Genomic DNA, 25,999 nt, shown 5'->3' with positions numbered 1-25,999 from the left:
CCCTGCTCAATAAGCTTACAGGTGTAAGCCAAATTTTGGCAGAGTAGTTATGGCTAAACGTGAATTTCATATTGTTAACAGAATTCGTACCCAAATCGCACGCTTAGGCGATAGGGTTGCATTGCGTCATCAGGTAGAAGGTCAGTGGCAAGACATCAGCTGGTCGGAGTTTGGTGATAGTATCCAACAGTTATCGTTAGCCATGCTCGAGCACGGGCTGAAAGTTCAGGATAAAGTCGGTATTTTCTCTAATAACATGCCGCGCTGGACTATTGCAGATTTTGCTACTCTGTATAACCGTGCTGTTACCGTGCCAATCTATCCAACTAATACCCCGCAGCAAGCTGCTTACATAATTAACGACGCGGATATCCGTATTCTGTTTGTGGGCGAGCAGGAGCAGCTGGACGCAGCGCTGGCTGTTGCCGCTGACTGTCCTCAGCTTGAGCGTATCGTGGTGATGGATAGCCAAGCCGAACTTACCGAACACCCACTGGTGATGAGCTATGATGCTTTTGTTGCCAGCGGTGGCGAGCAACATCAAGCAGAGCTGAACCAGCGCCTCGATGGTAAGGCAATGGACGATCTGCTGACCCTGATTTATACCTCGGGTACGACAGGGACGCCAAAAGGCGTGATGCTAGATTACGCGAATATTGGCTCGCAAATTGAAGGCCATGACCAAAAGCTGGCACTGGAAGAAGGCGACGTTTCGCTTTGTTTCCTGCCGCTTTCCCACGTATTCGAGCGTGCTTGGACTTTCTACGTGCTTCACCGTGGCGGCGTAAACTGCTACCTGGCTGATACTAACCTGCTGAAAGAGGCACTTGCCGAAATTAAGCCTAACGTCATGGCGGCGGTACCGCGTGTCTACGAGAAAATCTACTCGGGTGTTCACGACAAAGTATCCCGTGCCCCTTTCCATCGCAAGATGATCTTTACTTGGGCTGTAAACATGGGCGCGCGCATGGCACTGGCTAAACAAGAAGGCCGTGAGCCATCATTGATGCTGAAAAAGAGCCATGCCTTGGCAGATAAGATGGTGTTGTCTAAGCTGCGTGATCTGCTTGGCGGCCGTATCAAGTTTATGCCATGCGGCGGTGCCAAGCTGGATGAGGGCATTGGTCGTTTCTTCCACGCAGTTGGCCTTAACGTCAAGCTGGGCTACGGCATGACAGAAACAACAGCGACGGTTTCGTGCTGGGATGACAAGTGCTTCAACCCTGACTCTATCGGTATGGCGATGCCTGGTGCCGAGGTGAAGATTGGTGCCGATAACGAGATTTTGGTGCGTGGCCCAATGGTGATGCGCGGCTACTACAACATGCCGGAAGAAACAGCCAAGAACTTCACCGAAGATGGCTTCCTTAAAACCGGTGATGCGGGCCATATTGATGAAAACGGCAACCTGTTTATTACCGACCGAATCAAAGAGCTGATGAAGACATCGGGCGGTAAGTACATTGCACCGCAGGTGATTGAAGGCACTATCGGTAAAGATCACTTCATCGAGCAGATCGCGGTGGTAGCTGATACACGTAAGTTTGTGTCGGCGTTGATCGTACCGTGTTTTGAGACATTGGAAGAGCATGCCCGCGAGCTAAATATCAAATATAAAGACCGTCTGGAGTTGGTTAAGCACAGCCAGATCGTTGAACTGATTGAGAAGCGTGTGGTTGAGCTGCAAAAAGACCTTGCTCGTTTTGAGCAGGTGAAGAAGTTTACCCTGCTGCCGAGTGCGTTCTCGATGGACAAGGGCGAGCTGACGCCAACCCAGAAGCTGCGCCGTAAGGTGATCCAAGATCGCTACCACCAGGAAATCGAGCGCATGTACGAAGAAAGCCATAAAAAGGCGTCATAACCGTACTTTACCTTGCTAACGACTAGAGGGAGCCTGCTGGCTCCCTTTTTCATGCGCGGAGGATACGAAATGGTGCTGGACTGAGTAGCGGAATAATCTGGATATAATCTTCAATGTGGATGATCACTCTGTTGGTGAAAATTCCCCCGTCATGATCATGATGAATATTTATCCATTTTAGATGATTACCGTTTAATGCTTTCAGGCAATAGACTTGATTGCTGCAAAAGCGTTAAAGTTGTTTCAGTTTGTTGTGGCTTGTTATGGCTCGCCACAGATGACATAGCATGAAAACGTTATTTGATTTCATTATTAGGCTAAAAATAAGCCCTAACTATGTTATATCAGCCTGTATAGCTAATTGGTGTGTGGTAATCCCCACCGCAGCAGCTAAAGCGAACCTGCTTGATGCTGCTTATCTTGGCTGACTGAACTGTACAACCCATGCAGGGTGACGCATGTGTATGCTCCTCCGGTTACACATACCGTTATGCTGGCTTCAGGGATGTCTTTCGGGATGAATTAGCTATGCAGGGTGGTATACGCAACCTGGAGGCAGAAATATGGAAATGTTGTCCGGCGCTGATATGGTCGTTCGTTCGATGATCGATCAAGGCGTGAAGCATATCTTCGGATACCCTGGTGGTTCGGTATTGGATATTTACGATGCGCTGCATGAGAAAAGCGATATCGAGCATGTCCTTGTCCGCCACGAACAAGCCGCTGTTCACATGGCCGATGGCTATGCCCGTGCAACGGGTGAGGTCGGTGTGGTATTGGTGACATCGGGACCGGGGGCAACCAATGCGATTACCGGTATTGCTACCGCCTACATGGACTCCATTCCTATGGTTGTGTTTTCCGGTCAGGTCATGAGTAACCTGATTGGTAACGACGCCTTCCAAGAGTGTGACATGGTGGGGATCTCCCGCCCTGTGGTCAAACACAGCTTCTTGGTGAAAAAGCCTGAAGATATCCCTGAGATCATCAAAAAAGCCTTCTATATTGCCTCTAGCGGCCGCCCTGGACCTGTTGTCATCGATATTCCGAAGGACATGCTAAACCCGGCTGAAACCTACCCATACAAGTACCCTGAAGAAATTGCCATGCGATCTTACAACCCGACGACCAATGGTCACAAGGGGCAGATCAAGCGCGGTGTGAAGGCGCTGCTGGCAGCCAAGAAACCGGTATTGTATGTGGGCGGCGGTGCCATCATGGCCGACTGCGGCCCGCAACTGCTAAAGCTGGCTGAAAGCTTGAACATCCCGGTTGTTAACACCCTGATGGGATTGGGCGCTTTCCCTGGTACCCACAAGAACAACTTGGGTATGCTGGGGATGCACGGTACCTATGAAGCCAATATGGCAATGCATAACTCGGATTTGATTTTCGGTATCGGCGTGCGCTTTGATGACCGTACCACCAACAATGTCGAGAAGTACTGCCCGAATGCGACCATCATGCACATTGATGTCGACCCGTCATCGATCTCCAAGACGATTGCGGTTGATATTCCCATTGTTGGCTCCGCCGAAACCGTGCTGAACAGCATGCTAAAAATGCTGGACGATCAAAATGCAGCGAACGACAAGGCTGCCATCGACAGCTGGTGGAGCGAGGTTGAAAGCTGGCGTTCCCGCAAGTGCTTGAGCTACCAGACTGACAACGAGCGCATCAAGCCGCAGCAGGTGATTGAAGTGCTGCACAAGCTAACCGACGGCGATGCCTACGTGGCTTCCGATGTTGGCCAGCACCAGATGTTCGCGGCACTGTACTACCCATTTGATAAACCGCGCCGTTGGCTGAACTCAGGTGGCTTGGGCACCATGGGCTTTGGCTTGCCAGCCGCGATGGGGGTTAAGTTCGCCCTGCCGGATGCTGAGGTGGTATGTGTCACGGGTGATGGCAGTATCCAGATGAACATCCAGGAGTTGTCGACAGCATTGCAGTACGACATTCCGGTGAAAATTATCAACTTGAACAACCGCTTCCTTGGCATGGTGAAACAGTGGCAGGATATGATTTATCAAGGTCGCCACTCGCATTCTTATATGGATTCGGTACCGGACTTTGCAGCGATTGCAGAAGCCTACGGCCATGTCGGTGTACGTATTTCAGATCCAAAAGATCTTGAAAGCGAGCTGGAAAAAGCACTGGCAATGAAAGATAAGTTGGTGTTTATTGACATTAGTGTTGATGAAACTGAGCACGTGTATCCAATGCTGATCCGCGGCGGCTCAATGAGTGAAATGTGGCTAAGTAAAACGGAGAGAACATAATGCGTAGGATTGTATCAGTACTATTGGAAAATGAACCTGGCGCATTATCCCGAGTTGTGGGCTTGTTCTCCCAGCGTGGGTATAACATTGAATCGCTAACGGTGGCCCCTACCGACGATTCGACCTTGTCCCGCTTGAATATCACAACCAACGTGGAAGACGATGCCTCGCTTGAACAAATCGAGAAGCAATTGCATAAGCTGATTGATATCCTCAAGGTGAGCAACGTGACCGAAAGCGAGCATGTCGAGCGCGAATTGATGCTGGTGAAGGTGAAGGCCAATGGCTTTGCCCGTGCCGAGGTTAAACGCACCGCCGATATTTTCCGTGGTCAGATTGTGGACGTCACCAGCCAGATTTACACCATTCAGTTGGCGGGCACCAGTGAAAAGCTCGATGCCTTTATTTCTGCCGTCGGCGAAGCGACAGATATTGTCGAAGTCGCGAGAAGCGGGGTAGTGGGCATTGCACGCGGGGAGCGCGCGCTTAAAGCCTAACCTGCCTATTGTAACTATCTATAAAACCCAGCACTTGTGCTGGTTTTTTTTATTTGGCCTGAAATGAACCTGCAACGGAAAACCTCACCTTATTAGACTAAAGTCTAATAAGGTTGGTTGGTGCAGTTCTATGTTGTTGCGCCTGAAACGGCGTATAGGGGAAGGCCATGAATGCAAAGTTTCTCGCTCGGCTTACGGTATTGAGCCTATTCATGTTGGGGTTCAACGTGAGCGCATTGTATTTTCTGTTGGCGGTGCTGCTGCTTAATACCCACCACAAGGAAATTTTCTGGTAGCGACAGAACAGCGAAATTATAGGTATGCCTTGATCATTTCCATTGCCCTGTCGGAATGCTTGCTGATTAACCCAAGGGCGCGTTCAGTGTCCTTTTCCAGCACTGCCTTCATCATGGCTTCATGCTCGCCGTTATCGTGATAGCGCTCTTCGTAGGCGCGATGCTGGCTTACCCAGATATGGCGGTAGCGTTCGATTTGCTCGTAGACTTCACGGTAAAGCCCCAGCATGGTTGGCGATTGGCTGCCTGCCAGTAGGGCAAGGTGGAACTCGCTATGACGCAGCTCCCACTCCTTGAAGTTTGTTTCAGACTCGGCAGGGTTAATACGGCTGAGTTTGTGGAAGCTGGTCAGGATCTCCAGCTCCCAAGCCTCGTCGCCTTTTTCGATGGCGCGCTTGAGTAATACTTTTGACAGCTCTTGGCATGAATCGAACAGATCTTCCAGCTCGGCGACCGATACCGGTGATACCCAACACCCCTTTTGTGGCGCAAAGTCGACATATCGGCGCCATGACAGCTGAACAAGAGCCTCCCTGATTGGCGAAGCGCCAACACTGTAGCGATCCTTCAATTCTGCGACGACGAGTTTTTGCCCAGGCGATAGCTCACCGTTCAGTATATCCTGACGGATCATCTCCATGACTTTGTTGGTTAGGGTTGGGCTAGACACTGCATTCCTCACTGTGTAACTCGGGTATTGACGATATCAAGCGCTATTCCCAGAAGGAATGCACTGAATTTTGAGTATACCGTTGAACAAAATGAACGGCGAATAGCAGCAAGCAGATTTGTGAGTAGTTACCACGGAATAGGGTAAAGCTAGGAATGGCAGATAAAAAAACGGAAGCCGCAGGCTTCCGTTTATAAATAGCTGTTCTAACAGTCTGTCTTACAGTACGTGTACAGAAGCAGTGTTAGTTGTGCCTGATGGTACTAGTGCACCAGAAACCATAACAACGATGTCGCCTTTCGCGCCTAGGCCAGTTTCAAGAGCGATTTCTTTACCACGGCCGTAGAATGCGTCGGTGCTGTCGATAGAATCAACAACAACAGGAGTAACACCTTTAGTCAGTGCTAGCTGAGCAGCAGTCTTAGTGTTAGTTGTTACTGCGATGATGTTTGCAGTTGGGAAGTACTTACGTACAGAGCGTGCAGACTTACCAGCTTCAGTTGCAACAACGATTAGTGGCGCGTTTAGCTTCTCAGAAGTGTCTACAGCACCTTTACATACTGCTTCGGTGATGCGTAGGCGAGGGCTGTCTAGACGAGAGCCTAGCTCTGCTTTCAGTGCTGAATCAGTACGCTCACAGATTTGAGCCATGATAGTTACAGCTTCGATTGGGTATTTACCCTTCGCAGACTCACCAGAAAGCATTACTGCATCCGTACCGTCCATGATTGCGTTCGCAACGTCACCCGCTTCTGCGCGAGTTGGACGTGGGTTCTTGATCATTGAGTCAAGCATCTGAGTTGCAGTGATAACCACTTTACGTGCACGGTTACACTTCTCGATCATCATCTTCTGCGCGAAGATTACTTCTTCAACTGGGATTTCAACACCAAGGTCACCACGAGCAACCATGATACCGTCAGAAGCTTCTAGGATAGCGTCGAAGTTATCAACACCTTCTTGGTTTTCGATCTTAGAGATGATCTGGATGTTCTCGCCGCCGTTTGCAGCTAGAAGCGCACGGATTTCCTTCACGTCTTCTTCTTTACGGATGAAAGAAGCAGCAACGAAATCAACGCCTTGCTCACAACCAAATACTAGATCAGCTTTATCTTTTTCAGATAGAGCAGGAAGCTTCACAGAAACGCCTGGTAGGTTAACACCTTTGTTTTCACCCAGGTCACCGTTGTTAAGTACTTTACACTTAACTTCAGTTTCAGTTGTTTCTAGTACTTCCATTTCGATTAGGCCGTCATCAACTAGGATGATGTTGCCTTTCGCTAGGTCTTTTGCAAAACCAGGGTAAGTTACCGCCACACGGTCTTGGTTACCGATTACAGAAGTGTCAGTTGTGAAAGTGAACTCCTGACCAGCAACTAGAGAAAAGTCTTGACCGCCTTCAAGCTTGATAGTACGGATTTCTGGACCTTTAGTGTCTAGAAGAATCGCAAGCTGCTTACCTGTGTTCGCCATTACTTCACGAACGTTCGAGATGCGCTGACCGTGCTCTTCGAAGTTACCGTGAGAGAAGTTTAGACGCATTACGTTCATACCCGCGTTAGCTAGGTTAGTAAGCATTTCTACAGATTCAGTTTTAGGTCCAATCGTACATACGATCTTGGTCTTTTTCATTGAGAATGGTCTCCGGACGAACTTTTACCCAAGGGAAATTTGAATCACAGTGTTATACCCGAAAATGAAGGGTCATTAATGTTGAAATACGCCTACAAAGTGTGGCACGGCTCAAACATTGATAACTTTCACCGGCGAATCACCAATGATAATACAAATTTTTTCCAAAAATATTGCCTTACCAAAGCATTGGTTGCTTTGGTAAGGCAGCTTTTCATTCACAAGTTATCTGGCTTTACTATGACAGACTGTACTTCGATATTGTTAACGTTATATGTCGCTAAGACACAAAACGGGCTAACAAACAAGCAACGTATACTAGCATAGTTCAACTGTTTTATCACCTTGTGATAACGTGCAAATTTTTTCACTCTTTTCAAACGAGAGGTGAGATTATCTACATATTTCACAGAATTTTTTTGTTTCTTATCAATAGTTGATTAATTTTTGGCTTCGAAATAAATCAAAGGGATAGACTTTGCCCTTTCTATTTGTATTACAAGGCTGTCAGGGGGCTGCTTGAACTGCCGTGGCCAGTGCGGATTTTCGGTGAGGCGAGCACTCGTGAGGGATAAAGAGCCAGAAAGCAAAAAGGCTGATGAGTTACCTCATCAGCCTTTTCTTGTTCTTGCGAACGAATCTGGTGGCCCCTCGCAGACTTGAACTGCGGACCAAGCGATTATGAGTCGCCTGCTCTAACCACTGAGCTAAGGGGCCAGTGTGCGAGAAATTATATGGGATGGTTTGCGGCTTGTCTAGCGAATAAAGTGGTTGTTTTGTTTGCTTTTTAGGCGGTTAATGCACGGTTGGGGCTGGGCTTTGGGGAAATAGGGAAACCGATCACACTTGGGGTTGAGCATAAAAAAACGGGCCAATAACTGGCCCGTTTTTGCAATGCTTTATAGCGAGTTGATTTACTCGTCTAGGAAGCTGCGTAGTACGTCTGAACGGCTTGGGTGACGTAGTTTACGTAGTGCCTTCGCTTCGATCTGACGGATACGCTCACGGGTAACGTCGAACTGTTTGCCCACTTCCTCTAGGGTGTGGTCGGTGTTCATGTCGATACCGAAACGCATACGCAGTACTTTCGCTTCACGTGGCGTTAGGCCTGCCAGTACGTCGTTGGTTGCCATGCGCAGGTTGGTTGCCGTTGCCGCATCCATTGGTAGCTGAAGCGTGGTATCTTCGATGAAGTCACCTAGATGCGAATCTTCGTCATCACCGATAGGGGTTTCCATCGAGATTGGCTCTTTCGCAATCTTCAGTACCTTGCGGATCTTGTCTTCCGGCATTTGCATGCGCTCTGCCAATTCTTCCGGCAGCGGTTCGCGGCCCATCTCCTGAAGCATCTGGCGAGAGATACGGTTCAGTTTGTTGATGGTTTCAATCATGTGAACAGGGATACGGATAGTACGTGCCTGGTCGGCGATTGAGCGTGTGATTGCCTGACGGATCCACCATGTTGCGTAGGTCGAGAACTTGTAACCACGACGGTATTCGAACTTGTCTACCGCTTTCATCAGACCGATGTTACCTTCCTGGATCAGATCCAAGAACTGCAGGCCACGGTTGGTGTACTTTTTGGCAATCGAGATAACCAGACGTAGGTTAGCCTCAACCATTTCTTTCTTGGCGCGGCGAGCCTTCGCTTCACCGATAGACATACGGCGGCTGATGTCTTTGATACGCTCGATCGACAGACCGGTTTCTTCCTCAAGCATGCGTAGCTTAAGGGCTGAACGGCGAAGATCTTCTTCGTAGTTCTTCAGGCGCTCGGCGTATGGCTTGCCAGAGTTAAGTGCTTCGTCAATCCACTCGCTTGATGCTTCGTTACCGGCAAAGTGGCCAACGAAGGTCTTCTTCGGCATCTTACAGTTGTCGACACACATACGCATGATAAGGCGCTCGTTAGTACGCACTTTATCCATTGATTCGCGCAGTGAGCTAACCAGCTTGTCGAACTGCTTAGGGATCAGGCGGAACTGCTTGAAGATATCTGACAGTTCTTCAACCGCGACCTCGGTTTTCGGGTCTTGGCGACCGTGGGTGTTGATTGCCAGTGCCATTTTGTCGTAAGACACACGCAGCTCGTTGAACTTCTCGCGCGCTAGCTCTGGGTCGATGCCGGTATCTTCTTCTTCCTCATCATCGTCTTCTTCAAGATCTTTGTCTTCGTCTTCAAGATCAGCTTCGCTTAGCTCAGAACCGATGTGGGTTGCCGTTGGTGCTGTTGTTGCCTCTTCGTTAGGGTCAACAAAGCCAGAAATAATGTCAGTCAGGCGAAGCTCATCCGCTTCAACCTTGTCGAACTGCTCAAGAAGGTGGGCAATCGCGGTTGGGTATTCTGCAACCGAGCACTGAACCTGGTTGATACCATCTTCAATGCGCTTAGCGATGTCGATCTCGCCTTCACGGGTAAGTAGTTCAACTGTACCCATTTCACGCATGTACATGCGTACTGGGTCAGTTGTACGGCCAATTTCACTTTCAACACTTGAAAGAGCCTGTGCCGCGGCTTCAATCGCGTCTTCGTCCGCATTGTCTTCTGTCATCATCAGATCATCGGCATCAGGGGCAGTTTCTACCACCTTAATACCCATGTCATTAATCATCTGAATGATGTCTTCCACCTGATCAGAATCGACAATGTCTTCTGGTAGGTGGTCATTTACTTCGGCGTAGGTCAGATAGCCTTGTTCCTTGCCTTTAGCAACAAGTAACTTTAGCTGTGACTGCGGATTTTGCTCCATAGACGATATCCAACTTAGGGTCTGATTGAGAATGTAGTATGCAGATGTGCAAACCAATAATTATAACAAATTTCTTAATTGATGACTACTTACTAGCCGGGACGGTTGAGTATCAACAACTGCAACTCCCGCTTCTCTTCGACTGATAAGCCGACGGTTCTCGATTTAGCCTGCAACTTTTCTATTTGTTGTTTGACGCACTGATCAATGATTTTGTCCATTGCGTCGAGAAATACATCTAGAGTATTGTCCTCGTCCTTTGCGAGGGGAAGCTCCCAAGCGGCCAAACGGGCCATGGTGCTCTCTTGATTGCTTCCTCGCCAGCCCTCTAGTAACTGGCCTGTAGTGATATGGGGATTCGCCCTACACTTTTCAACTATTGATAACAATAAATTTAATCCCGCGACATCTATCCCCTCAAATGCCGCCATATCAAATTCGAGGCTGTTTACAAAATGCGGGTTTTGGATCAGCAGGGCGATAACCTCACGCATTGGCGTTCGCTTGATTTCCGGTTGCCCGGCTCGCTTGGGCTCTTCTTTGCCTTGCTTTGAGATTAGTTGCTGTAATTGGGCCTCGTCAGGTAATCCCAGTTTTTTGCCAAGCATCTCACGTAAATATAGACGCAAAGTACCACCAGGGACTTTATCAATAAGCGGAACCGCCAGCGTACTGAGCTTGGCCTTCCCTTCGTTACTGGTGGTATCCACCTGCTGTAGCAAGGTGGTGAACATGAAATCGGATAGGGTCATGGCCTCGTTGACTTGCTGCTCAAACCCTTCTTTGCCGTATTGGCGAATGTAGGTATCGGGATCTTCGCCGTCGGGCAAGAACATGAACTTCAGCTGGCGGCCGTCGTTGAGGTAGGGCAGGGCTTGCTCCATGGCGCGCCATGCCGCATCGCGACCCGCCCTATCGCCATCGTAGCAGCAGACGACCGTACCGGTTTGGCGGAACATCATTTGGATGTGATCGCCTGTGGTGGAGGTGCCCAGCGAAGCAACAGCGTAGTCGACGCCAAACTGTGCCAGCGCCACGACATCCATATAGCCTTCAACCACCAGGAGTTTTTCTGGCTCGCGATGGGCTTGCAGGACTTCGTATAGGCCGTATAGTTCGCGGCCCTTGTGGAAAATCGGGGTTTCCGGCGAGTTGAGGTACTTGGGGGTACCGTCGCCAAGCACGCGGCCACCAAACCCGATAACCCGGCCCCGGCGGTCATGGATTGGGAACATGACCCGGCCCCGGAAGCGGTCGTAGCGGCGTCCGTTGTCGTTTTCGATCAGCATGCCGGCGGTGACTAGCCCCTTTTGGGCTTCCATGTCACGGCCAAACCGGTTTCGGACTTGGTCCCACTGGTCGGGAACAAAGCCAATCCCGAATTTTTTCACCACTTCACCCGATAGGCCACGATCTTTGAGGTAATCAATGGCCACCTTGCCTTCTTGGGTGCGCAGCTGGGATTGGTAGAACTGGGATATTTGCCCCATCACCTCATAAAGGCCAAGCTTCTCTTTCGAGCGTGCTACGGGCTGGCCGCCTCCACTCCCTTGCTCCCTTGGGACTTCAAGGCCAAGTTGCGAGGCCAATTCGTCGATGGCCTCGACGAATTCCAACCGGTCGAATTCCATCACGAAATCAAGCACGTTGCCGTGGGCACCACAGCCGAAGCAGTGGTAGAACTGTTTTTCCTGGCTGACAGAAAAAGAAGGGGTCTTTTCATTATGGAATGGGCAGCAGGCACCAAAGTTCTTGCCTTGCTTTTTCAGTTTCACCCGAGCGTCAACAATATCAACGATGTCATGTCGTGAGATCAGATCATCGATAAATGAACGGGGGATTTTTCCTGCCATAAAGAAGTGTTACCTGAGAGTCGGTGAAGGTGGTGATCAAATCGAAAGGCTATCATAAACCATAACCCTTTGATTTGATGTATGCGAAAAAGTGAAACCGCATAATACAAACAAGCCGCGCATTCCGGAAAGGATAGCACGGCTTGTTGCAGAATTTGGGCTGGGATTAACCTAGCTTGGCTTTCACCAATTGGCTAACTTTACCCATATCGGCACGACCCTGAATTTGCGGCTTAAGCACGCCCATCAGTTTGCCCATGTCTTGCATGCTGGCAGCACCGGTTGCTGCAATCGCTTCATCCAATAACGCAGCGACTTCGTCGTCGGTCAGTGGCTGAGGCATGAAGTCTTCCAGTACGGCGATTTCAGCAAGCTCGGCATCGGCAAGATCTTGACGACCGGCAGCTTCATATTGAGCTACTGAGTCGCGACGTTGCTTAACCATCTTGGTGAGTACTGCAATCACGTCGTCTTCAGAAAGAGTAATCTTTTCATCGACTTCACGCTGTTTGATCGCAGCCATTACCAAGCGAATAGTACCAAGGCGAGGTTTGTCTTTCGCCTTCATTGCCGCTTTTTGTTCGTCTTTTAGACATTCAATCAGAGTCATAACACGTTCCTTCTGTTAATCGCTAGATTAGTACAGACGAACGCGACGCGCGTTTTCGCGAGCCAATTTCTTCAGGTGACGCTTAACTGCCGCTGCTTTAGCGCGCTTACGTACAGTAGTTGGCTTTTCGAAGTGCTCACGACGACGTACTTCAGAAAGGATACCTGCTTTTTCGCAAGAGCGCTTAAAACGACGTAGTGCTACGTCAAACGGTTCGTTTTCACGTACTTTGATTACTGGCATGTAATACTCACCTCAGAGTGATTCGGTTAACGCTGACGTTCAATAAAGTGTCAGCTGATTAAAAATGGTGCGAAATTCTAATCTGATCTGGGGGCATTTGTAAAGCATTCTGCAACCCCGAACTGGTTAATTTCTGTCAAGGGCGGTAGTATTGCCCTCAATTACCATAAGTATAGAGGTTGTTATGCGTATACTGGGCATCGAAACCTCCTGTGACGAAACAGGCGTGGCTATTTTCGATGATGAAAAAGGCCTTTTGGCACATGAGCTTTACAGCCAGGTAAAACTGCATGCAGATTACGGTGGTGTGGTGCCTGAGCTGGCATCTCGCGACCATGTAAAAAAAACCATTCCGTTGATCAAGGCGGCATTGGCCGATGCTGGCCTAACCCATGAAGATCTGGATGGTGTGGCTTATACCGCCGGCCCCGGGTTGGTGGGGGCGCTGTTGGTTGGCGCAACCATTGGCCGTAGCTTGGCCTACGCTTGGAACCTGCCTGCGGTGGCGGTACACCATATGGAAGGCCACCTACTGGCACCGATGCTGGAAGACAATCCCCCGGCATTCCCGTTCGTGGCCTTGCTGGTCTCTGGCGGCCATACCATGATGGTGGACGTGAAGGGCATTGGCGAATACGAAATCCTGGGTGAGTCTATCGATGATGCCGCGGGTGAGGCATTCGATAAAACGGCCAAACTCATGGGATTGGATTATCCAGGCGGTCCATTGTTGTCGAGGTTGGCCGAAAACGGCACCCAGGGGCGATTTAAGTTCCCGCGCCCGATGACAGACCGTCCGGGGTTGGATTTCAGCTTTTCGGGCTTGAAAACCTTTGCAGCCAATACGATCCGCGATAACGGCGATGACGACCAGACCCGTGCCGATATCGCATTTGCGTTCCAGGAAGCGGTGGTCGATACCCTGGCTATCAAATGTAAGCGTGCACTGAAGCAAACAGGCTACAAGCGCTTGGTGATTGCCGGCGGTGTGAGTGCGAATAAATACCTGCGCCAAGAGCTAGAGAGGCTGATGACAGGCCTTAAAGGTGAGGTGTTCTACCCGCGTACTGAGTTCTGTACTGATAACGGGGCGATGATTGCCTATGCGGGCATGCAGCGCTTGAAGAACCAGGAAACGATGGATTTGGGCGTGAAGGCGCACCCGCGTTGGCCGATTGACCAACTCAAGCCTATTGATGCCGAGTCGTAATATCGATGAGTGCTTTGGCGGCCCTACTCTTGCGGTGGGGCCGTTTTGTTTCTGCGCTGGAATTTGGTCCAGATTTTACTTTCCTTCCCTTCCAGCAGTCGTCTGACATTATCGTGATGGCGAAAGACGATAAGGCAAGACAGCATCGAGACCGGCATGGTGTATTCCGGCTTGACCCACCAAGTAAACAATGGCGCGGCCAGGGCGGTAATTAACGAGCCCAGTGACGAGTAGCCGCAGATCAACACGGTTAATAACCAAGTACCGATAAGCATACCGCTAAGATCCCAGCCAATAGGCGCAAGCGCACCCAGTGCGGTGGCCACCCCTTTGCCGCCTCGGAAATGGAAGAAAAGCGGGTAGATATGGCCTAGGCAGGCGGCAATACCGATGAAGCCGAGCATGAACGGGTTTACGCCGATAAAATAGCTCAGCCAGACTGGGAGCATGCCTTTTAGAATATCGCAGATCAGCACGGCAGCGGCGGCACCTCGCCCGCCCATGCGCAGTACATTGGTGGCGCCCGGGTTGCCTGAGCCTGCATCCCGCGGGTCGGGCAGACCATACAGGCGGCAAATCAAGACTGCGCTCGAAATCGAACCCAGTAGGTATGCCCCGATGATGATCAGTAAAACAAGTGGCGTCATGCAAAGTTCCCGCTGCTGGCGATAGGATCCGTCGATAAAATCAAAATGCTGAGATTCAGCTTTGGCTTGCATATGGTATAGTGCAAGCCCAAAGCGCATCGGTTAGATGATGAGCTTGGAAATCAACGTCATAGTATATCGACGATTACGACCTGATAATACGCGTTTTTGCTCAAATTAGGTATCCGACCTCTAACATTATTAGCGATTGAACATGGATTCAGTATTTATCGAACATCTTGAAGTTATCGCCACCATCGGGGTGTATGACTGGGAACAGGAAATCAAGCAAAAACTGGTGCTTGACTTGGAAATGGCACATGACAACCGTCCGGCAGCGAAAAGCGATGATGTTGCCTATGCATTGGACTATGCCGCGGTTAGCGATGCGGTAACCAGCCATATTCAAAATGGCCGCTTTTTGTTGGTCGAGCGTGTTGCCGAGGAAGTGGCTGAGCTGATCATGACGCGCTTTTCGGTGCCATGGATCAAGGTGAAAGTCACCAAGCCGGGTGCCGTTGCCAACGCGCGCGGCGTTGGTGTCGTTATTGCCCGGGGCAGCAAGTGACCACTGTTTATATCAGCCTAGGCTCGAATATTGAACGTGAGTATCATATTCAGGCCGCGGTCAGTGAGCTCAAGCAGCTAGGCACGGATTTCCAACTATCCACCATTTATGAAGCAGAGCCTGTCGGTTTCGAGGGGCCGAACTTCTACAACTGTGTGGTTGCCATGAAAACGTCACTGTCGCTTGATAATCTGCAGCAGGCGCTGAAGCAGCTCGAGCTTGACTATGGCCGCTCGCCACAAGCGAAAAAGAACCAAAGCCGTACCCTCGACCTTGATATATTGCTCTTCGGGGATCGGGTGCAGGCGTTGCCTCCTAGCTTGCCGCGTGCTGATATCTATAAGTTTGCTTTTGTCTTACTGCCGTTGATGGAGCTGTGCCCGGACAGGGTGATCCCTGGTGATGGTCGCACCGTCCGCCAGTTATGGCAGTCATTTGAACGTTCTCAGGCTCTTTGGCCTGTAGAGCTTTGTGTTTGTTAGGGAAGTTATGAGTCACTTCGAAGCATTTGTGTTGGCCCTGATCCAGGGGTTGACTGAGTTTTTACCGATCTCAAGTTCTGCCCACCTGATATTGCCATCGGCGATCTTGGGGTGGGACGATCAGGGCTTGGCGTTTGATGTTGCCGTGCACGTCGGCACGCTGGCTGCGGTTATAGGCTACTTCCGCAAGGAAGTCGTTGTCTTGCTGTCGGCGTGGGTCGCGTCGATTTTCAAGAAGCAGCATAGCGCGGAATCAAAACTGGCGTGGATGATAGCCCTGGCGACAATCCCGGCCTGTATCTTCGGGTTGTTCATGAAGGACATCATTGAAATTTACCTGCGCTCGGCGTGGGTGATTGCGGCGACAACCATTTTCTTTGGCTTGCTGCTATGGTGGGTCGACTCGCGCGCCACCCAGCAAGATGATGAATATCAGGCTGACTGGAAGCGTTCGCTGTTTATTGGCTTGGCACAAGCGGCGGCAATGATCCCGGGTACCTCGCGCTCTGGTGCCACTATGACGGCAGCGCTGTACCTAGGGTTTACCCGCGAAGCGGCAGCCCGCTTTTCGTTTTTGATGTCGATTCCTATTATCTTGCTGGCGGGTGGGTACTTAAGCCTGAAGCTAGTATCAAGCGGCGCGCCGATCCAGTTCGATGCCTTGGCCATTGGCTTGGCCGTATCGTTTGTCAGCGCCTATGCCTGTATCCACGTTTTCTTGAAGCTGGTGACGCGCTTGGGCATGCTGCCGTTTGTGATTTACCGCCTGTTGCTTGGCGTGGGCTTGATTGCCTTCCTGCTGAGCCAGTAATGCCACGCGAGCAAGCCAAAACATAAGAAAGCCCAGCAACGTGCTGGGCTTTTTTGTATTCGATGGGCCGGTGACGGGTTAGCGCAAGGTCGAAAGGGCGTGCTTGACCGCCTCGGTGCGGCGGATGGCCAGTTGCTCCTTGATTTCCTTCCCTTTATACCCAGCCTCGACTATCGGCTTAACCGCCACCGATTGGGCGGCATCGAAGGCGCCCAATAAGATATCAGCCTGGGGGTAGGGATCATTTTCAAACCCGGTGCGGCCTCTCACATCGGCACGGCAGCATATCGCCAGTTGTTTGACACGCTCCGGTTTTCGCCAAGCATCGATTTGATTAAAGATATCGATAAATGTTGCTGGTCGCAGCTCGGCAGCATGGTGGATCTTGGTATGCTGGGCGCACACCATCAGTGCGGTGTCGCGGTAATCGTTGGGGACGCGCAAGCGTTGGCAAACGCCCTTGATAGCCGCCAGGCCGGTTTGGCAGTGCATCTTATGGCTCGGCCACTCTTCGGGCGGGGTTAACGCCTTGCCCAGATCATGCACTTGGGCGGTAAAACGGATCACAGTATCATCGGATAATTGGGCGGCTTGCTCGGCGACGAGTAGGGTATGGATACCGCAGTCGATCTCAGGGTGCCACTTTTCCGGTTGCGGTACGCCAAAGAGTTTGTGGATCTCGGGCAGGATCACGGCAAGCGCCCCGCTCTGGCGCAGTACTTTTAGAAATACTTCTGGGTTTGGGCTGTGCAGGGATTTTTCCCACTCAATCCATACCCGCTCCGGGGTAAGGGCGGCGAGTTCGCCGGCCACCACCATTTCTTGCATCAGCGCCATGGTTTCCGGTGCCACGGTAAAGCCGAGATGGGCAAAGCGCGAAGCAAAGCGGGCGACGCGTAATACGCGGAGCGGATCTTCGACAAAAGCCGGTGAGACATGGCGCAGCAGGCGTTGTTCGAGATCGCTCTGCCCGCCATAGGGGTCAATCAAGCTCCCGTCATCGGCTTGGGCGATGGCGTTGATGGTCAGATCCCGGCGGAGCAAATCCTCTTCGAGGGTGACATCCGGGGCCGAGTAGCAAGTAAATCCGGTATAGCCTTGGCCCGATTTACGTTCGGTACGGGCTAGGGCGTGTTCCTGCTTTGTTTTGGGGTGAAGGAAGACAGGGAAATCACTGCCCACTTGGGCATACCCTTGGTCGAGCATTTCTTGCGGGGTTGAGCCCACAACCACCCAGTCTTTGTCTTTGACCGCAAGTCCGAGTAGGGCATCACGAACGGCTCCGCCGACTAAAAATGTCTGCAATCTCTTCACCTTTTTTGCTGGTTTTGCTTACTTTTGTGCAAGAATTATATCAAATTGGATAATTAAGACGAACCCGATGCTGGTAATTGTTATTGTTGGGGGAGTCGAGGTATACATTTGTTCGGAGGAAAGGTAATTTAGCGCCTTCCTTTCTTTTAGCTTCAGCACATTGTGGGACAGACCGGTATGTACAAGGACTTTTTTGGTATTACGGAGCCGCCGTTTTCAATTGTGCCTAGCGCGCGTTTCCTTTATCTCAGTGAGCGCCACCGGGAAGCATTGACCCATATGCTGGCCAGCCTGAGTGGCGGCGGTGGGTTCGGCTTGCTTACCGGGGAAGTTGGAACGGGTAAAACGACGGTGTTAAGGGCGCTGATCGCCCGGCTTCCCCAGGAAACCCAGGTAGCGGTCATTTTAAACCCCTCGCTATCGACCCACGACTTGCTGGCTAGCCTGTGCGACGAGCTGGCTATCGAATACCCCGCCGAAGCAAGCTTGAAAGTATTGACCGATGCTATCTATCAGCACCTAATGGCCAACCATAGCCAAGGGAAACAGACGCTGTTGCTGATCGATGAAGCCCAGCACCTGATGCCGGATGTGATGGAGCAGTTGCGTTTGCTGACCAACCTGGAAACCGACAGCGTGAAGTTGCTGAAAGTGGTGTTGGTTGGCCAGCCGGAGCTACAGCAATTGCTCCAGCAAGATAGGCTACGCCAGTTGGCGCAGCGTATCACCTCGCGTTACCACTTGTTGCCGCTGACCGAAGAAGAGGTCAACGAATATATCAACTATCGCTTGCGGGCGGTGGATTGCCTGCATCAAGTCTTCTCGGCAGCGCAGACCAAGCAGATTGCCAAGGCAACCGGCGGGATCCCGCGCTTGATAAACCTGGTGTGTGATAAATCCATGCAGTTGGGCTACCAACACTCCAGCCATCAGATCAGCAAGGACATGGTCGGCCAAGCTTGCCATGAGGTAATGAGCTGGCAAGTGCCTGTGGCTGGCAGCGCCGCAAGTGCGGCCTTGGCCAATAAACCCCGGAACCTGAATCCACTGGTTGCCCTAGCCGCCGGTATCGCCCTTGCAGCCGGTGCCGCCTATTGGCAAGGCATGTTCCCGGCCAAGACAGAGACGAGTACTCAAACTGCGCTGCAAGCGCAGCCTAACGAGGCGCCTGCAGTGCCTGAGCCGACCCAGTCGCAACAGAGCAATACCGTACAACCACAGCCTGTTCAAACATCCCCGGCTGTTGCTCAGACAACGGCGCAACAAGCTGAGGCCAACTGGCTGCAACGGATCCAACTAGCCGCATCTGAGCGCCGTGCCATGCAGACGCTATACCAGTTGTGGGGCTATGATACCCAGCTAAACCAAGCCAACTGTGCCAGCGGTGCATTGATCCAGCTAACCTGCTTTGAAGGCAAGGGGAGCCTGGAGCAGCTTGGCCTTATCAATCGTCCGGCATTGGTTAGCCTGACTGAACCTCAGGGGCAGGAGTACTTTGCCGTGATCTACGCCATCGGCCGGACGGAGGTGCAATTGCTTTTGGCCGGAGAGCGTATCGAAGTAAGCCGCGATTGGCTTGATCTGCGTTGGCAGGGAGGATATACCTTGCTGTGGCGCCCGCCGCTTGGGGATAAGACGGCTATTCGCTATGGCCAGCAGGGGCCAAGGGTGCGCTGGCTGGATAACCAGCTCAGTGCGTTGCTGGGGCTGCCATCGGGCGCGAAAGATACCTTTGAGCAAGAGTTGCTGGATAAGCTTAGGCGTTTCCAGCGGGCGCAGGATTTAACCGTGGATGGCATTGCCGGTCCTCGAACCCTGATGGTGATTGATTCGGCACTCAATTTACCCGGGCCGACACTACAGCCGGAGAAAAGCTAATGTCGAAATTAATGTCAGCGCTGGCACAATCAGAATCGAAGCAGCCACAGGCTGCGCCTCCCCCCCAGTTTAAAGCGACCTCCCTTTACGCTAAGCCAGCAGCAAGGCGGTGGGGGATCCCCTTGTTGTTGGCTGTTGCGCCCGTGGCAGGAGTATTGGGATACCAAGTGCTTGTTGGCGGCAGCGAACCTCTTCCCTCTACAGGAAAAGAGATGGCAATAGCAACGGCTCCTGCTGAGCCCGTCCAGGCCAAGACTGTGGTAGCGCAAGCGGTTGAGAAAGAGGCCGAAGCGTTCGAGCCGGCTGTTGCCGTGGTTTATCCTGAAGGGATCACCCGGCTGGCCTACCCTGAGCTGTATACTGAGCCCATGCCGCGATTTCAGCAAACAGCCACTCAAACACGCTATCCTTCGTCGCGCCCTATTGCCGGTAGCCCTGAGCATCAAGGAGCGCCAGGCAGCCAGGTTGGAAATGGCGCCGGAAATACCGCTGATATCGAAGATAGCTGGGACTTGACCCAGCTGGATTACTCGGAGCTGTCCCCGCAAATTGCCCAGCAGCTGCGTTCGGCGATAGAGGCCACTGGCGATGGTGAGCCATTGCCAAGGTTGATCCAGCAGGAGCGCGAGCAAATTGTCGAAAGCCCAATCGAAGCGATTGCATTCGGCGAGTTGCCAGCGTCGGTGCAAGACCGGCTGCCGAGCATGGATTTCCAGGCCCATATCTACTCCTCAATAGCTGATAGCCGCTGGGTGAAGGTCAATGGCCGTGAAGCTTATGAAGGCGATGAGATAGCGCCTGGCGTGAGGCTGCGTCGGATTGAACCACGCCAAGTGGTATTTGACTTCGAGTCTTACCTGATTGCCATGCCGGCTTTGTCTGAGTGGTAAGCGGCTAGATAGGGTAAGGTAAATCGCCGGAAAGAAAAATGGCAGCCACAAGGACTGCCATTTTTGTATCCAAAGCGGGTGGGGTTATGCCCAGCCGTTGTTGCGCTTGCGGCGGCGCGGGATAAGGTGTGGCAGAATCAGGCCGAATAGCAAGCCTGCGCCAGCGACCATACCGCCGTAAGTGAACCACTTCATAAGCAGGTCATCTTTTTGGGTATCGATTTGTGCGCGTAGTTCGCGGATTTCCGCTTGAGAGGACATTAGCTGCTCATTCAGGTTGCTGTTTTGGGTTTCCAGCTCGGTGATCTGCTTGGTGCGGATTTCCAATGAGTTCTGCAGGCTTGCTGTTTTCTCATCACCCGACTGCTGGGCTTCAGCCAAAGACGCTTTTACTTCGGTTAGCTCTTTTTCAAGGGCTGGTACGCGTTCTTTCAGACCTACCTGGCTTGAAATGAAATCAGAGTTAACCCAGCCGGTGCGGCCACGGTTATCGGTGATTTTGCTAAAGCCGGCTTCGCGGTTGCTCTCAAGCAAAACGACTTTGGTGCCAGCGTTCACGCTGCCCATGATGCGGAATTGGGTGCTTGGGCCTTTATGCATGTAGGTAAACAGATCATCGGAGATATAACGCGTCTGCTCTGCTTTCGCAGGTAGAGTTACTACCGCGAAGGCTAAAATAAGTAAGCTGATTAGCTGCTTCACAATTAGATTCCTTGGGGGAGAGCCTGATTTTTCTCTAAGGGGCAAAGTCTAAGAATTTTGTGCGTTGGGTGCAAGAAAAGAGGGAGGCATCGCCTCCCTCTTTTGATCTTGAGCCCGCTTTGACGGTGTTTAACCAAACACCGCTTGCATTACGTAGAAGAAAATGACTGCTAGCAGCGCACCAGCTGGCAGGGTGACAACCCACGAGGCAACGATGTTGCGAACAACACCCAGGTTAAGCGCCGCGATACCACGAGCAAAACCAACACCCAATACCGCACCAACAAGCGTTTGTGTGGTTGAGATTGGCAGGCCGGTACCAGATGCTAGAACAACGGTTGAGGCTGTTGCTAGCTGAGCGGCAAAACCACGGCTTGGCGTAAGTTCGGTAATACCGGTCCCCACGGTTGCCATTACTTTGTGGCCAAGGGTTGCAAGACCAACAACGATACCAAAACCACCCAGTGGCAGGATCCACCATGCGATGGAGCTTTTCGCTGCGATTTCACCCAAGTTTTCAACTGTTGAAACAACAGCAGACAGTGGGCCAATCGCATTGGCAACGTCGTTAGAGCCGTGTGCAAATGCCATCGCACACGCAGTGACAACCATCAGTAAGCTAAATACGCGTTCAACACCTGCATAGCCATTGCTATCTACAGACGATCCATCATCGGTGTACTTGCGATTAATATAAATGTAACCAAAGGCCATTATAATAGACGAAACAACGATAGAGGCGACCCAAGCTTCACCGCTTGAAAGGTGCAGACCAACGTGTTTTAGGCCTTTTTTGATGGTTACAAGAGCGATGACCATCGCAGTGATAAACATGTAAACCGGAACGAATCGTTTTGCGTTTACCAGTGGGTTGTCTGTATCGAAGATCAGACGCTGGGCACTGATAAAGATAGCGTAGGCAAACAAACCAGAGATAAATGGCGTGATCAACCAACTGCCGACGATGCCTTGAACTGAGCTCCAGTCAACCGCTTCAGGGCCGACAGAAACACAGGCGAAACCGATGATAGCACCGATAATCGAATGAGTGGTTGAAACCGGCCAGCCCATAAAGGACGCAACCAGCAGCCAGGTACCTGCAGCAAGTAGCGCTGACATCATACCGTACACTAGGACTTCTGGATTGGCGGCATATAGTGATGTTTCGATAACCCCCTTACGGATGGTATCTGTTACTTCACCACCGGCTAGGTAAGCACCGGCAAATTCGAAGATCATCGCGATGATGATCGCTTGCTTAACTGTTAGCGCTTTAGAGCCAACAGAGGTACCCATAGCATTGGCAACATCGTTTGCACCAATACCAACAGCCATTAAAAAACCAAAGAAAGCCGCCACCAAAATAATCATGGTGCCGTAGTTAGCCAGGATTTCCATTGTAAAACCTTGTTTTATTTCATTTTTCGCATTAAGAACGCGATAGCATGATTTCAAGTCGCGAGCCGACGCGTTGCGCCTGGTCGGCAATAGCGCCAACCCACTCTAGGATCTTGTACAGGAACATGACATCTACCGGACTGTATTGGTCTTCGATAGACATAAGTTGTTGACGAAGTTGGATCTGCATACTGTCGGTATCGTCTTCGATAACGTCCAGTTGGTTGATCATCTCGGCAACAAGCGTCACTTCCCTGCCTTTGAAACCTGTTTCTAGCAGTTCGTCCAGTTCGTTGATCACGCGATTTGCCTGGTTGGCAGCATCAAGACAACGTTGAACGTATGCAATGAAATCAGGGTACATTTCGGAAGGAATTTGCAATTGGCGGCCCAAGACACGACCTGCAATGTCTTTCGACAGGTTAGCAAGCTTATCCTGCTGGGTAAGTAGACCAAGCATGTCAGTACGATCGACTGGCATGAATAGGCCACGAGGAAGTTTTAGACGGATCTCACGCTTTAGCACATCCGCATCTTTTTCAAGCTGCGAGATTTGCTCACGTAAGGTCGATGCTTTATCCCAATCACCCGCCTTACAGGCTTCGAAGAAAGGAACAAGCAGTTCGCAACACTCATTTACGCGAGTAACATGACGTTGCAGCGGTTTGATTGGGGACTTAGCAAATAGCCCCATAATAGTATTTACTGGCATAGCCGAATAACCTAGAAAGTGCCTTAAATGGCTAATTCTTGAGCGATGGTCATTAAGGCGCGCATGGTAACGCATAAGTAAGTATAGGGGAACTAATTTCGATCAAGGTTTTGTTGATATTTCGTGCTTGCCCCTAAGCGCAATTGCCAATATCCTTTGGTTGCCACTGTTTATAGGTATAACTATGGAAACCGAGATAGAACTGAAGTTTTTCGTCTCACCAGAATTTTCGAGTCAATTGCTACACAAAATCGCTGAAGCGAAAATTCTGCAGCAAAGTAGTCGCAAGTTAGGCAATGTCTACTTCGACACCCCAGACCAAATTCTTCGCCAGCACGATATCGGCCTTCGGGTCCGTCGTTTTGATGATGTGTTTGTTCAAACATTAAAGACAGCAGGACGCGTGGTTGCCGGATTGCACCAACGCCCTGAATACAATGCTGAGACAACCAGTACAGAGCCTAATTTGGCTTTGCACCCGGCTGATGCCTGGCCTGAGGGCTTTGACGTCGAGCAAGTCCAGCAACAACTTTCCCCGTTGTTCTCTACTGATTTCGAACGTCAGCAATGGTTGATTGCCATGCCTGACGGTAGCCAGGTTGAACTGGCTTTTGACCAAGGTGACGTCAGCGCTAACGGAAAAACCACCCCGATTTGTGAAGTCGAGCTTGAGCTGAAGTCAGGCCAGACGGATGCACTCTTTACTCTTGCCCGCGAACTTTGTGCCGATGGCGGCATGCGACTTGGCAACCTAAGCAAGGCGGCCCGTGGCTATCGTCTTGCGGCGGATTACCAGGGCGATGCCGTGAAGCCGTTGGAATTTGTGCCGGTGACAGAAGACGAAAGTGTCGAGGCGGTATTCGTTAAAACCTTGGAGCATGCCCTGGGCCATTGGCACTACCATGAGCAGATTTTCTCGGAGCGCCAAGAGCCAGCGGCGCTGGAACAAATCTTCCAGGCCTTGGGGTTAATTCGTCAAACGCTGGTGATTTTCGGCGGGATGATCCCGCGTCGTGCCAGTGCCTTGCTACGCCAAGAGCTTCAATGGCTCGAAGGCGAGCTCGATTGGTTGGACGAAGCGGCAAGTATTGATGCGTTGTTAGCGGAAAAAGGTCATGCCTTGAAGAAGCTGAATGCCCGCAAGGAACTGATGAAGCAGCTTGAGTTGCGTCAATCTGAGCTTCCCGACACGCAAGAAATTTTGGAACTACTTGAATCCGCGCGTTATTGCGGCTTGCTACTTGATTTGAGCCGTTGGATTTTAAGCCGAGGTTGGCAGCCGTTCCTAGATGACAAGTCGCGCAGCCGGCTTGCCGGTGGGATCAAAGCCTTCTCTGACAGCACCTTGTCGCGTTCATGGCAGGAGCTGGTGGATGTCTTCCCGGCAGAGCGCCAGCTTAATCGTATCGATTACCTTGATCAGCAGCCAAGACTGGTGCGCAACCTCACCAGCGGGCTTAGTTTTGCCGCCCTCTATGATGCCGAGAAACGTCGGGTATTTCGGATGCCTTGGCTTGATTTGTTGCGTGGGATAGAAGACTTGCGTCAGCTTGAGCCGATCCATGCTTTGGTGGCTGGGCAGGAAGATGAAGAAGATCGTCGCCAACTTGAAAAGTGGCTAACCCGTAAGGAGGAGTCGCTGATCCATGCCATGGATCAGACTCGCCAAATGGGTATCGAGCTGTTGCCGTACTGGCCATAAGCTTCGCTAAACATTCGTTGTTAAATGCCCGGCTTTTGCTGGGCATTTTGTTTTCAGTGCCGGTGCAAGGCTTGGCAAGCGTTTATCTCTAGGGCTTTTCTTTCTTGTGTTGCCGAGCCAGCTGCCGCTCCAGGCTATCGAGTTTTTCCAGCAAGCGTTGCTGGTTGTTTAGCATCATCTGCCATTCTTGCTCGCGCTTTTGCTCGTCTTTTTCCTGCTGGTGGTTAGGGTCGGAAATAAAGTTACTGACCAAGCCTGCCACCATACCAAATAGCCCGACACCGCAAATAATGATCAGTGCTGCCAGCATTTTTCCGAGCAGTGTCACTGGGTAATGATCACCATAACCCACGGTTGAAATGGTGACGAACACCCACCACAAGGCATCGGCCGGATCTTTGATGTTCGACTCGGCGACATTCCCCTCCAAGATGAGCATCATGGCAGAGCCGACGGATACCAAAATGGTCAATAACAAAAAGATCGAAGCCAACGTGGCTTCACGCCGGTTGCGGCGCAACTGCTCAAGGATTTGCTGGCTTGAGCGAAGCAAGCGCACCACCCGAAATACTTGGATTAACCGGGCAAAACGGACTTGCTCGATGATGGGAAGGCTGGCGAGAAAATCCGGCCAGTGGCGTTTGAGGTATTGGATTTTTTCTTGGCTGCGAAAGAGATCAGTCAACAGCTGGCACCAAAATATAAGGCAGATAAATGTATCGATGCCAAGCAGCAGGGTATAGGCATTGCTCGCTTTGTTGATAAAAATCATGCAGGTGACAATGGTCAGTGATAGAAACGACAAAACAAGCGACATTAGGCTCATTGGATTTAGTTCATGTTTGACGTCATCGATCTTTTTTATCATTCGATTTCTGAAATCCCTGGTTGGTCTATACAATAGGCGGTGTTGTTTCGGGGTGTAAAATAAATCGCTCAACAGTCATGCGTTGAGATAAAACGTCAGCACCTTCCCCTTGCCCGCGTCAAA

Annotated in this window: 23 protein-coding genes and 1 tRNA gene; 11 read left to right on the top strand and 13 right to left on the bottom strand. The window is 51.1% G+C overall.

The window, feature by feature from the left end; genetic code table 11:
* The first annotated feature begins 49 nt into the window (after positions 1-49).
* From C9I98_RS21040 to C9I98_RS27055, 4 genes are all read left to right on the top strand, one after another.
* Positions 50-1,861 (top strand): AMP-dependent synthetase/ligase, encoded by a 1,812-nt coding sequence (locus C9I98_RS21040; protein WP_036818693.1) that lies wholly within the window; start codon positions 50-52, stop codon positions 1,859-1,861.
* A 563-nt stretch (positions 1,862-2,424) separates the two neighbouring features.
* A complete protein-coding gene (locus tag C9I98_RS21035) occupies positions 2,425-4,143 on the top strand; it encodes an acetolactate synthase 3 large subunit (RefSeq protein ID WP_107272450.1) in 1,719 nt (572 codons plus the stop codon).
* The gene (gene ilvN, locus C9I98_RS21030; protein WP_036827523.1) at positions 4,143-4,640 is read left to right on the top strand and encodes an acetolactate synthase small subunit; all 498 of its coding nucleotides are present in this window, start codon (positions 4,143-4,145) and stop codon (positions 4,638-4,640) included. The genes C9I98_RS21035 and ilvN overlap by 1 nt, the downstream gene beginning before the upstream one ends.
* Positions 4,641-4,807: 167 nt before the next feature.
* On the top strand, positions 4,808-4,936 hold the full coding sequence (locus C9I98_RS27055) for a hypothetical protein (protein ID WP_281260965.1): 129 nt from the start codon (positions 4,808-4,810) through the stop codon (positions 4,934-4,936).
* 16 nt (positions 4,937-4,952) lie between these two features.
* Here the strand turns inward: C9I98_RS27055 and C9I98_RS21025 are convergent, their stop codons facing one another.
* From C9I98_RS21025 to rpsU, 7 genes are all read right to left on the bottom strand, one after another.
* On the bottom strand, positions 4,953-5,576 hold the full coding sequence (locus C9I98_RS21025) for a GntR family transcriptional regulator (RefSeq protein WP_107272462.1): 624 nt from the start codon (positions 5,574-5,576) through the stop codon (positions 4,953-4,955).
* A 249-nt stretch (positions 5,577-5,825) separates the two neighbouring features.
* Positions 5,826-7,238, bottom strand: a complete 1,413-nt coding sequence (gene pykF / locus C9I98_RS21020; protein ID WP_036816184.1) for a pyruvate kinase PykF — start codon at positions 7,236-7,238, stop codon at positions 5,826-5,828.
* A 641-nt stretch (positions 7,239-7,879) separates the two neighbouring features.
* Positions 7,880-7,955: transfer RNA gene (locus tag C9I98_RS21015), tRNA-Ile, on the bottom strand.
* Between the two features lie 197 nt (positions 7,956-8,152).
* A complete protein-coding gene (rpoD, locus tag C9I98_RS21010) occupies positions 8,153-9,988 on the bottom strand; it encodes an RNA polymerase sigma factor RpoD (RefSeq protein WP_036816187.1) in 1,836 nt (611 codons plus the stop codon).
* Between the two features lie 92 nt (positions 9,989-10,080).
* On the bottom strand, positions 10,081-11,841 hold the full coding sequence (gene dnaG, locus C9I98_RS21005) for a DNA primase (protein WP_036816189.1): 1,761 nt from the start codon (positions 11,839-11,841) through the stop codon (positions 10,081-10,083).
* A gap of 166 nt (positions 11,842-12,007) precedes the next feature.
* Entirely contained in the window at positions 12,008-12,451 is a 444-nt protein-coding gene (locus C9I98_RS21000; RefSeq protein WP_036816192.1) for a GatB/YqeY domain-containing protein, read from the bottom strand.
* A gap of 27 nt (positions 12,452-12,478) precedes the next feature.
* Entirely contained in the window at positions 12,479-12,694 is a 216-nt protein-coding gene (rpsU, locus tag C9I98_RS20995; protein ID WP_005301411.1) for a 30S ribosomal protein S21, read from the bottom strand.
* A gap of 184 nt (positions 12,695-12,878) precedes the next feature.
* Between rpsU and tsaD the strand changes: the two genes are divergently transcribed.
* Positions 12,879-13,904, top strand: a complete 1,026-nt coding sequence (tsaD, locus tag C9I98_RS20990; protein ID WP_036816195.1) for a tRNA (adenosine(37)-N6)-threonylcarbamoyltransferase complex transferase subunit TsaD — start codon at positions 12,879-12,881, stop codon at positions 13,902-13,904.
* A gap of 23 nt (positions 13,905-13,927) precedes the next feature.
* On the opposite strand, the gene plsY is transcribed toward tsaD, so the two are convergent.
* Positions 13,928-14,551: a glycerol-3-phosphate 1-O-acyltransferase PlsY gene (gene plsY, locus C9I98_RS20985; protein WP_036816205.1), complete on the bottom strand. Its 624-nt coding sequence runs from the start codon at positions 14,549-14,551 to the stop codon at positions 13,928-13,930.
* Between the two features lie 214 nt (positions 14,552-14,765).
* Between plsY and folB the strand changes: the two genes are divergently transcribed.
* The 3 genes from folB to C9I98_RS20970 are packed head-to-tail and all read left to right on the top strand — an operon-like array spanning position 14,766 to position 16,412.
* Positions 14,766-15,119, top strand: a complete 354-nt coding sequence (gene folB, locus C9I98_RS20980) for a dihydroneopterin aldolase (RefSeq protein WP_036816198.1) — start codon at positions 14,766-14,768, stop codon at positions 15,117-15,119.
* Positions 15,116-15,601 carry a 2-amino-4-hydroxy-6-hydroxymethyldihydropteridine diphosphokinase gene (gene folK, locus C9I98_RS20975; protein WP_036816201.1) on the top strand — a complete coding sequence of 162 codons (486 nt, stop codon included), beginning with the start codon at positions 15,116-15,118 and terminating at the stop codon, positions 15,599-15,601. The genes folB and folK overlap by 4 nt, the downstream gene beginning before the upstream one ends.
* 7 nt (positions 15,602-15,608) lie before the next feature.
* Entirely contained in the window at positions 15,609-16,412 is an 804-nt protein-coding gene (locus C9I98_RS20970) for an undecaprenyl-diphosphate phosphatase (RefSeq protein WP_107272449.1), read from the top strand.
* A gap of 78 nt (positions 16,413-16,490) precedes the next feature.
* On the opposite strand, the gene C9I98_RS20965 is transcribed toward C9I98_RS20970, so the two are convergent.
* On the bottom strand, positions 16,491-17,717 hold the full coding sequence (locus C9I98_RS20965) for a multifunctional CCA addition/repair protein (protein ID WP_036828402.1): 1,227 nt from the start codon (positions 17,715-17,717) through the stop codon (positions 16,491-16,493).
* A 186-nt stretch (positions 17,718-17,903) separates the two neighbouring features.
* Here C9I98_RS20965 and C9I98_RS20960 point away from each other — a divergent pair, with 186 nt between their 5' ends.
* Both C9I98_RS20960 and C9I98_RS20955 read left to right on the top strand, forming a co-directional pair.
* The gene (locus C9I98_RS20960; protein ID WP_107272448.1) at positions 17,904-19,604 is read left to right on the top strand and encodes an ExeA family protein; all 1,701 of its coding nucleotides are present in this window, start codon (positions 17,904-17,906) and stop codon (positions 19,602-19,604) included.
* Positions 19,604-20,494 carry a general secretion pathway protein GspB gene (locus C9I98_RS20955; RefSeq protein ID WP_081878836.1) on the top strand — a complete coding sequence of 297 codons (891 nt, stop codon included), beginning with the start codon at positions 19,604-19,606 and terminating at the stop codon, positions 20,492-20,494. Before C9I98_RS20960 ends, C9I98_RS20955 begins: the two co-directional genes overlap by 1 nt.
* Positions 20,495-20,578: 84 nt before the next feature.
* Here the strand turns inward: C9I98_RS20955 and C9I98_RS20950 are convergent, their stop codons facing one another.
* From C9I98_RS20950 to C9I98_RS20940, 3 genes are all read right to left on the bottom strand, one after another.
* Positions 20,579-21,196, bottom strand: coding sequence for a TIGR04211 family SH3 domain-containing protein (locus tag C9I98_RS20950; protein WP_036817478.1), 618 nt, complete (start codon positions 21,194-21,196; stop codon positions 20,579-20,581).
* A 129-nt stretch (positions 21,197-21,325) separates the two neighbouring features.
* A complete protein-coding gene (locus C9I98_RS20945; RefSeq protein ID WP_036817479.1) occupies positions 21,326-22,594 on the bottom strand; it encodes an inorganic phosphate transporter in 1,269 nt (422 codons plus the stop codon).
* A gap of 31 nt (positions 22,595-22,625) precedes the next feature.
* Complete coding sequence (locus tag C9I98_RS20940) at positions 22,626-23,306, bottom strand: TIGR00153 family protein (protein ID WP_036817480.1); 681 nt, start codon at positions 23,304-23,306, stop codon at positions 22,626-22,628.
* A 184-nt stretch (positions 23,307-23,490) separates the two neighbouring features.
* On the opposite strand from C9I98_RS20940, the gene C9I98_RS20935 reads away from it, so the two are divergent.
* Positions 23,491-25,008, top strand: coding sequence for a CYTH and CHAD domain-containing protein (locus C9I98_RS20935; protein ID WP_107272447.1), 1,518 nt, complete (start codon positions 23,491-23,493; stop codon positions 25,006-25,008).
* An 88-nt stretch (positions 25,009-25,096) separates the two neighbouring features.
* Here the strand turns inward: C9I98_RS20935 and C9I98_RS20930 are convergent, their stop codons facing one another.
* A complete protein-coding gene (locus tag C9I98_RS20930; RefSeq protein ID WP_051902331.1) occupies positions 25,097-25,873 on the bottom strand; it encodes a potassium channel family protein in 777 nt (258 codons plus the stop codon).
* Positions 25,874-25,999 lie beyond the last annotated feature (126 nt).

Source organism: Photobacterium sanctipauli, assembly GCF_003026495.1.
Classification (GTDB): Bacteria; Pseudomonadota; Gammaproteobacteria; order Enterobacterales; family Vibrionaceae; genus Photobacterium; species Photobacterium sanctipauli.
This window is presented reverse-complemented; position numbering and strand designations above follow the sequence as displayed.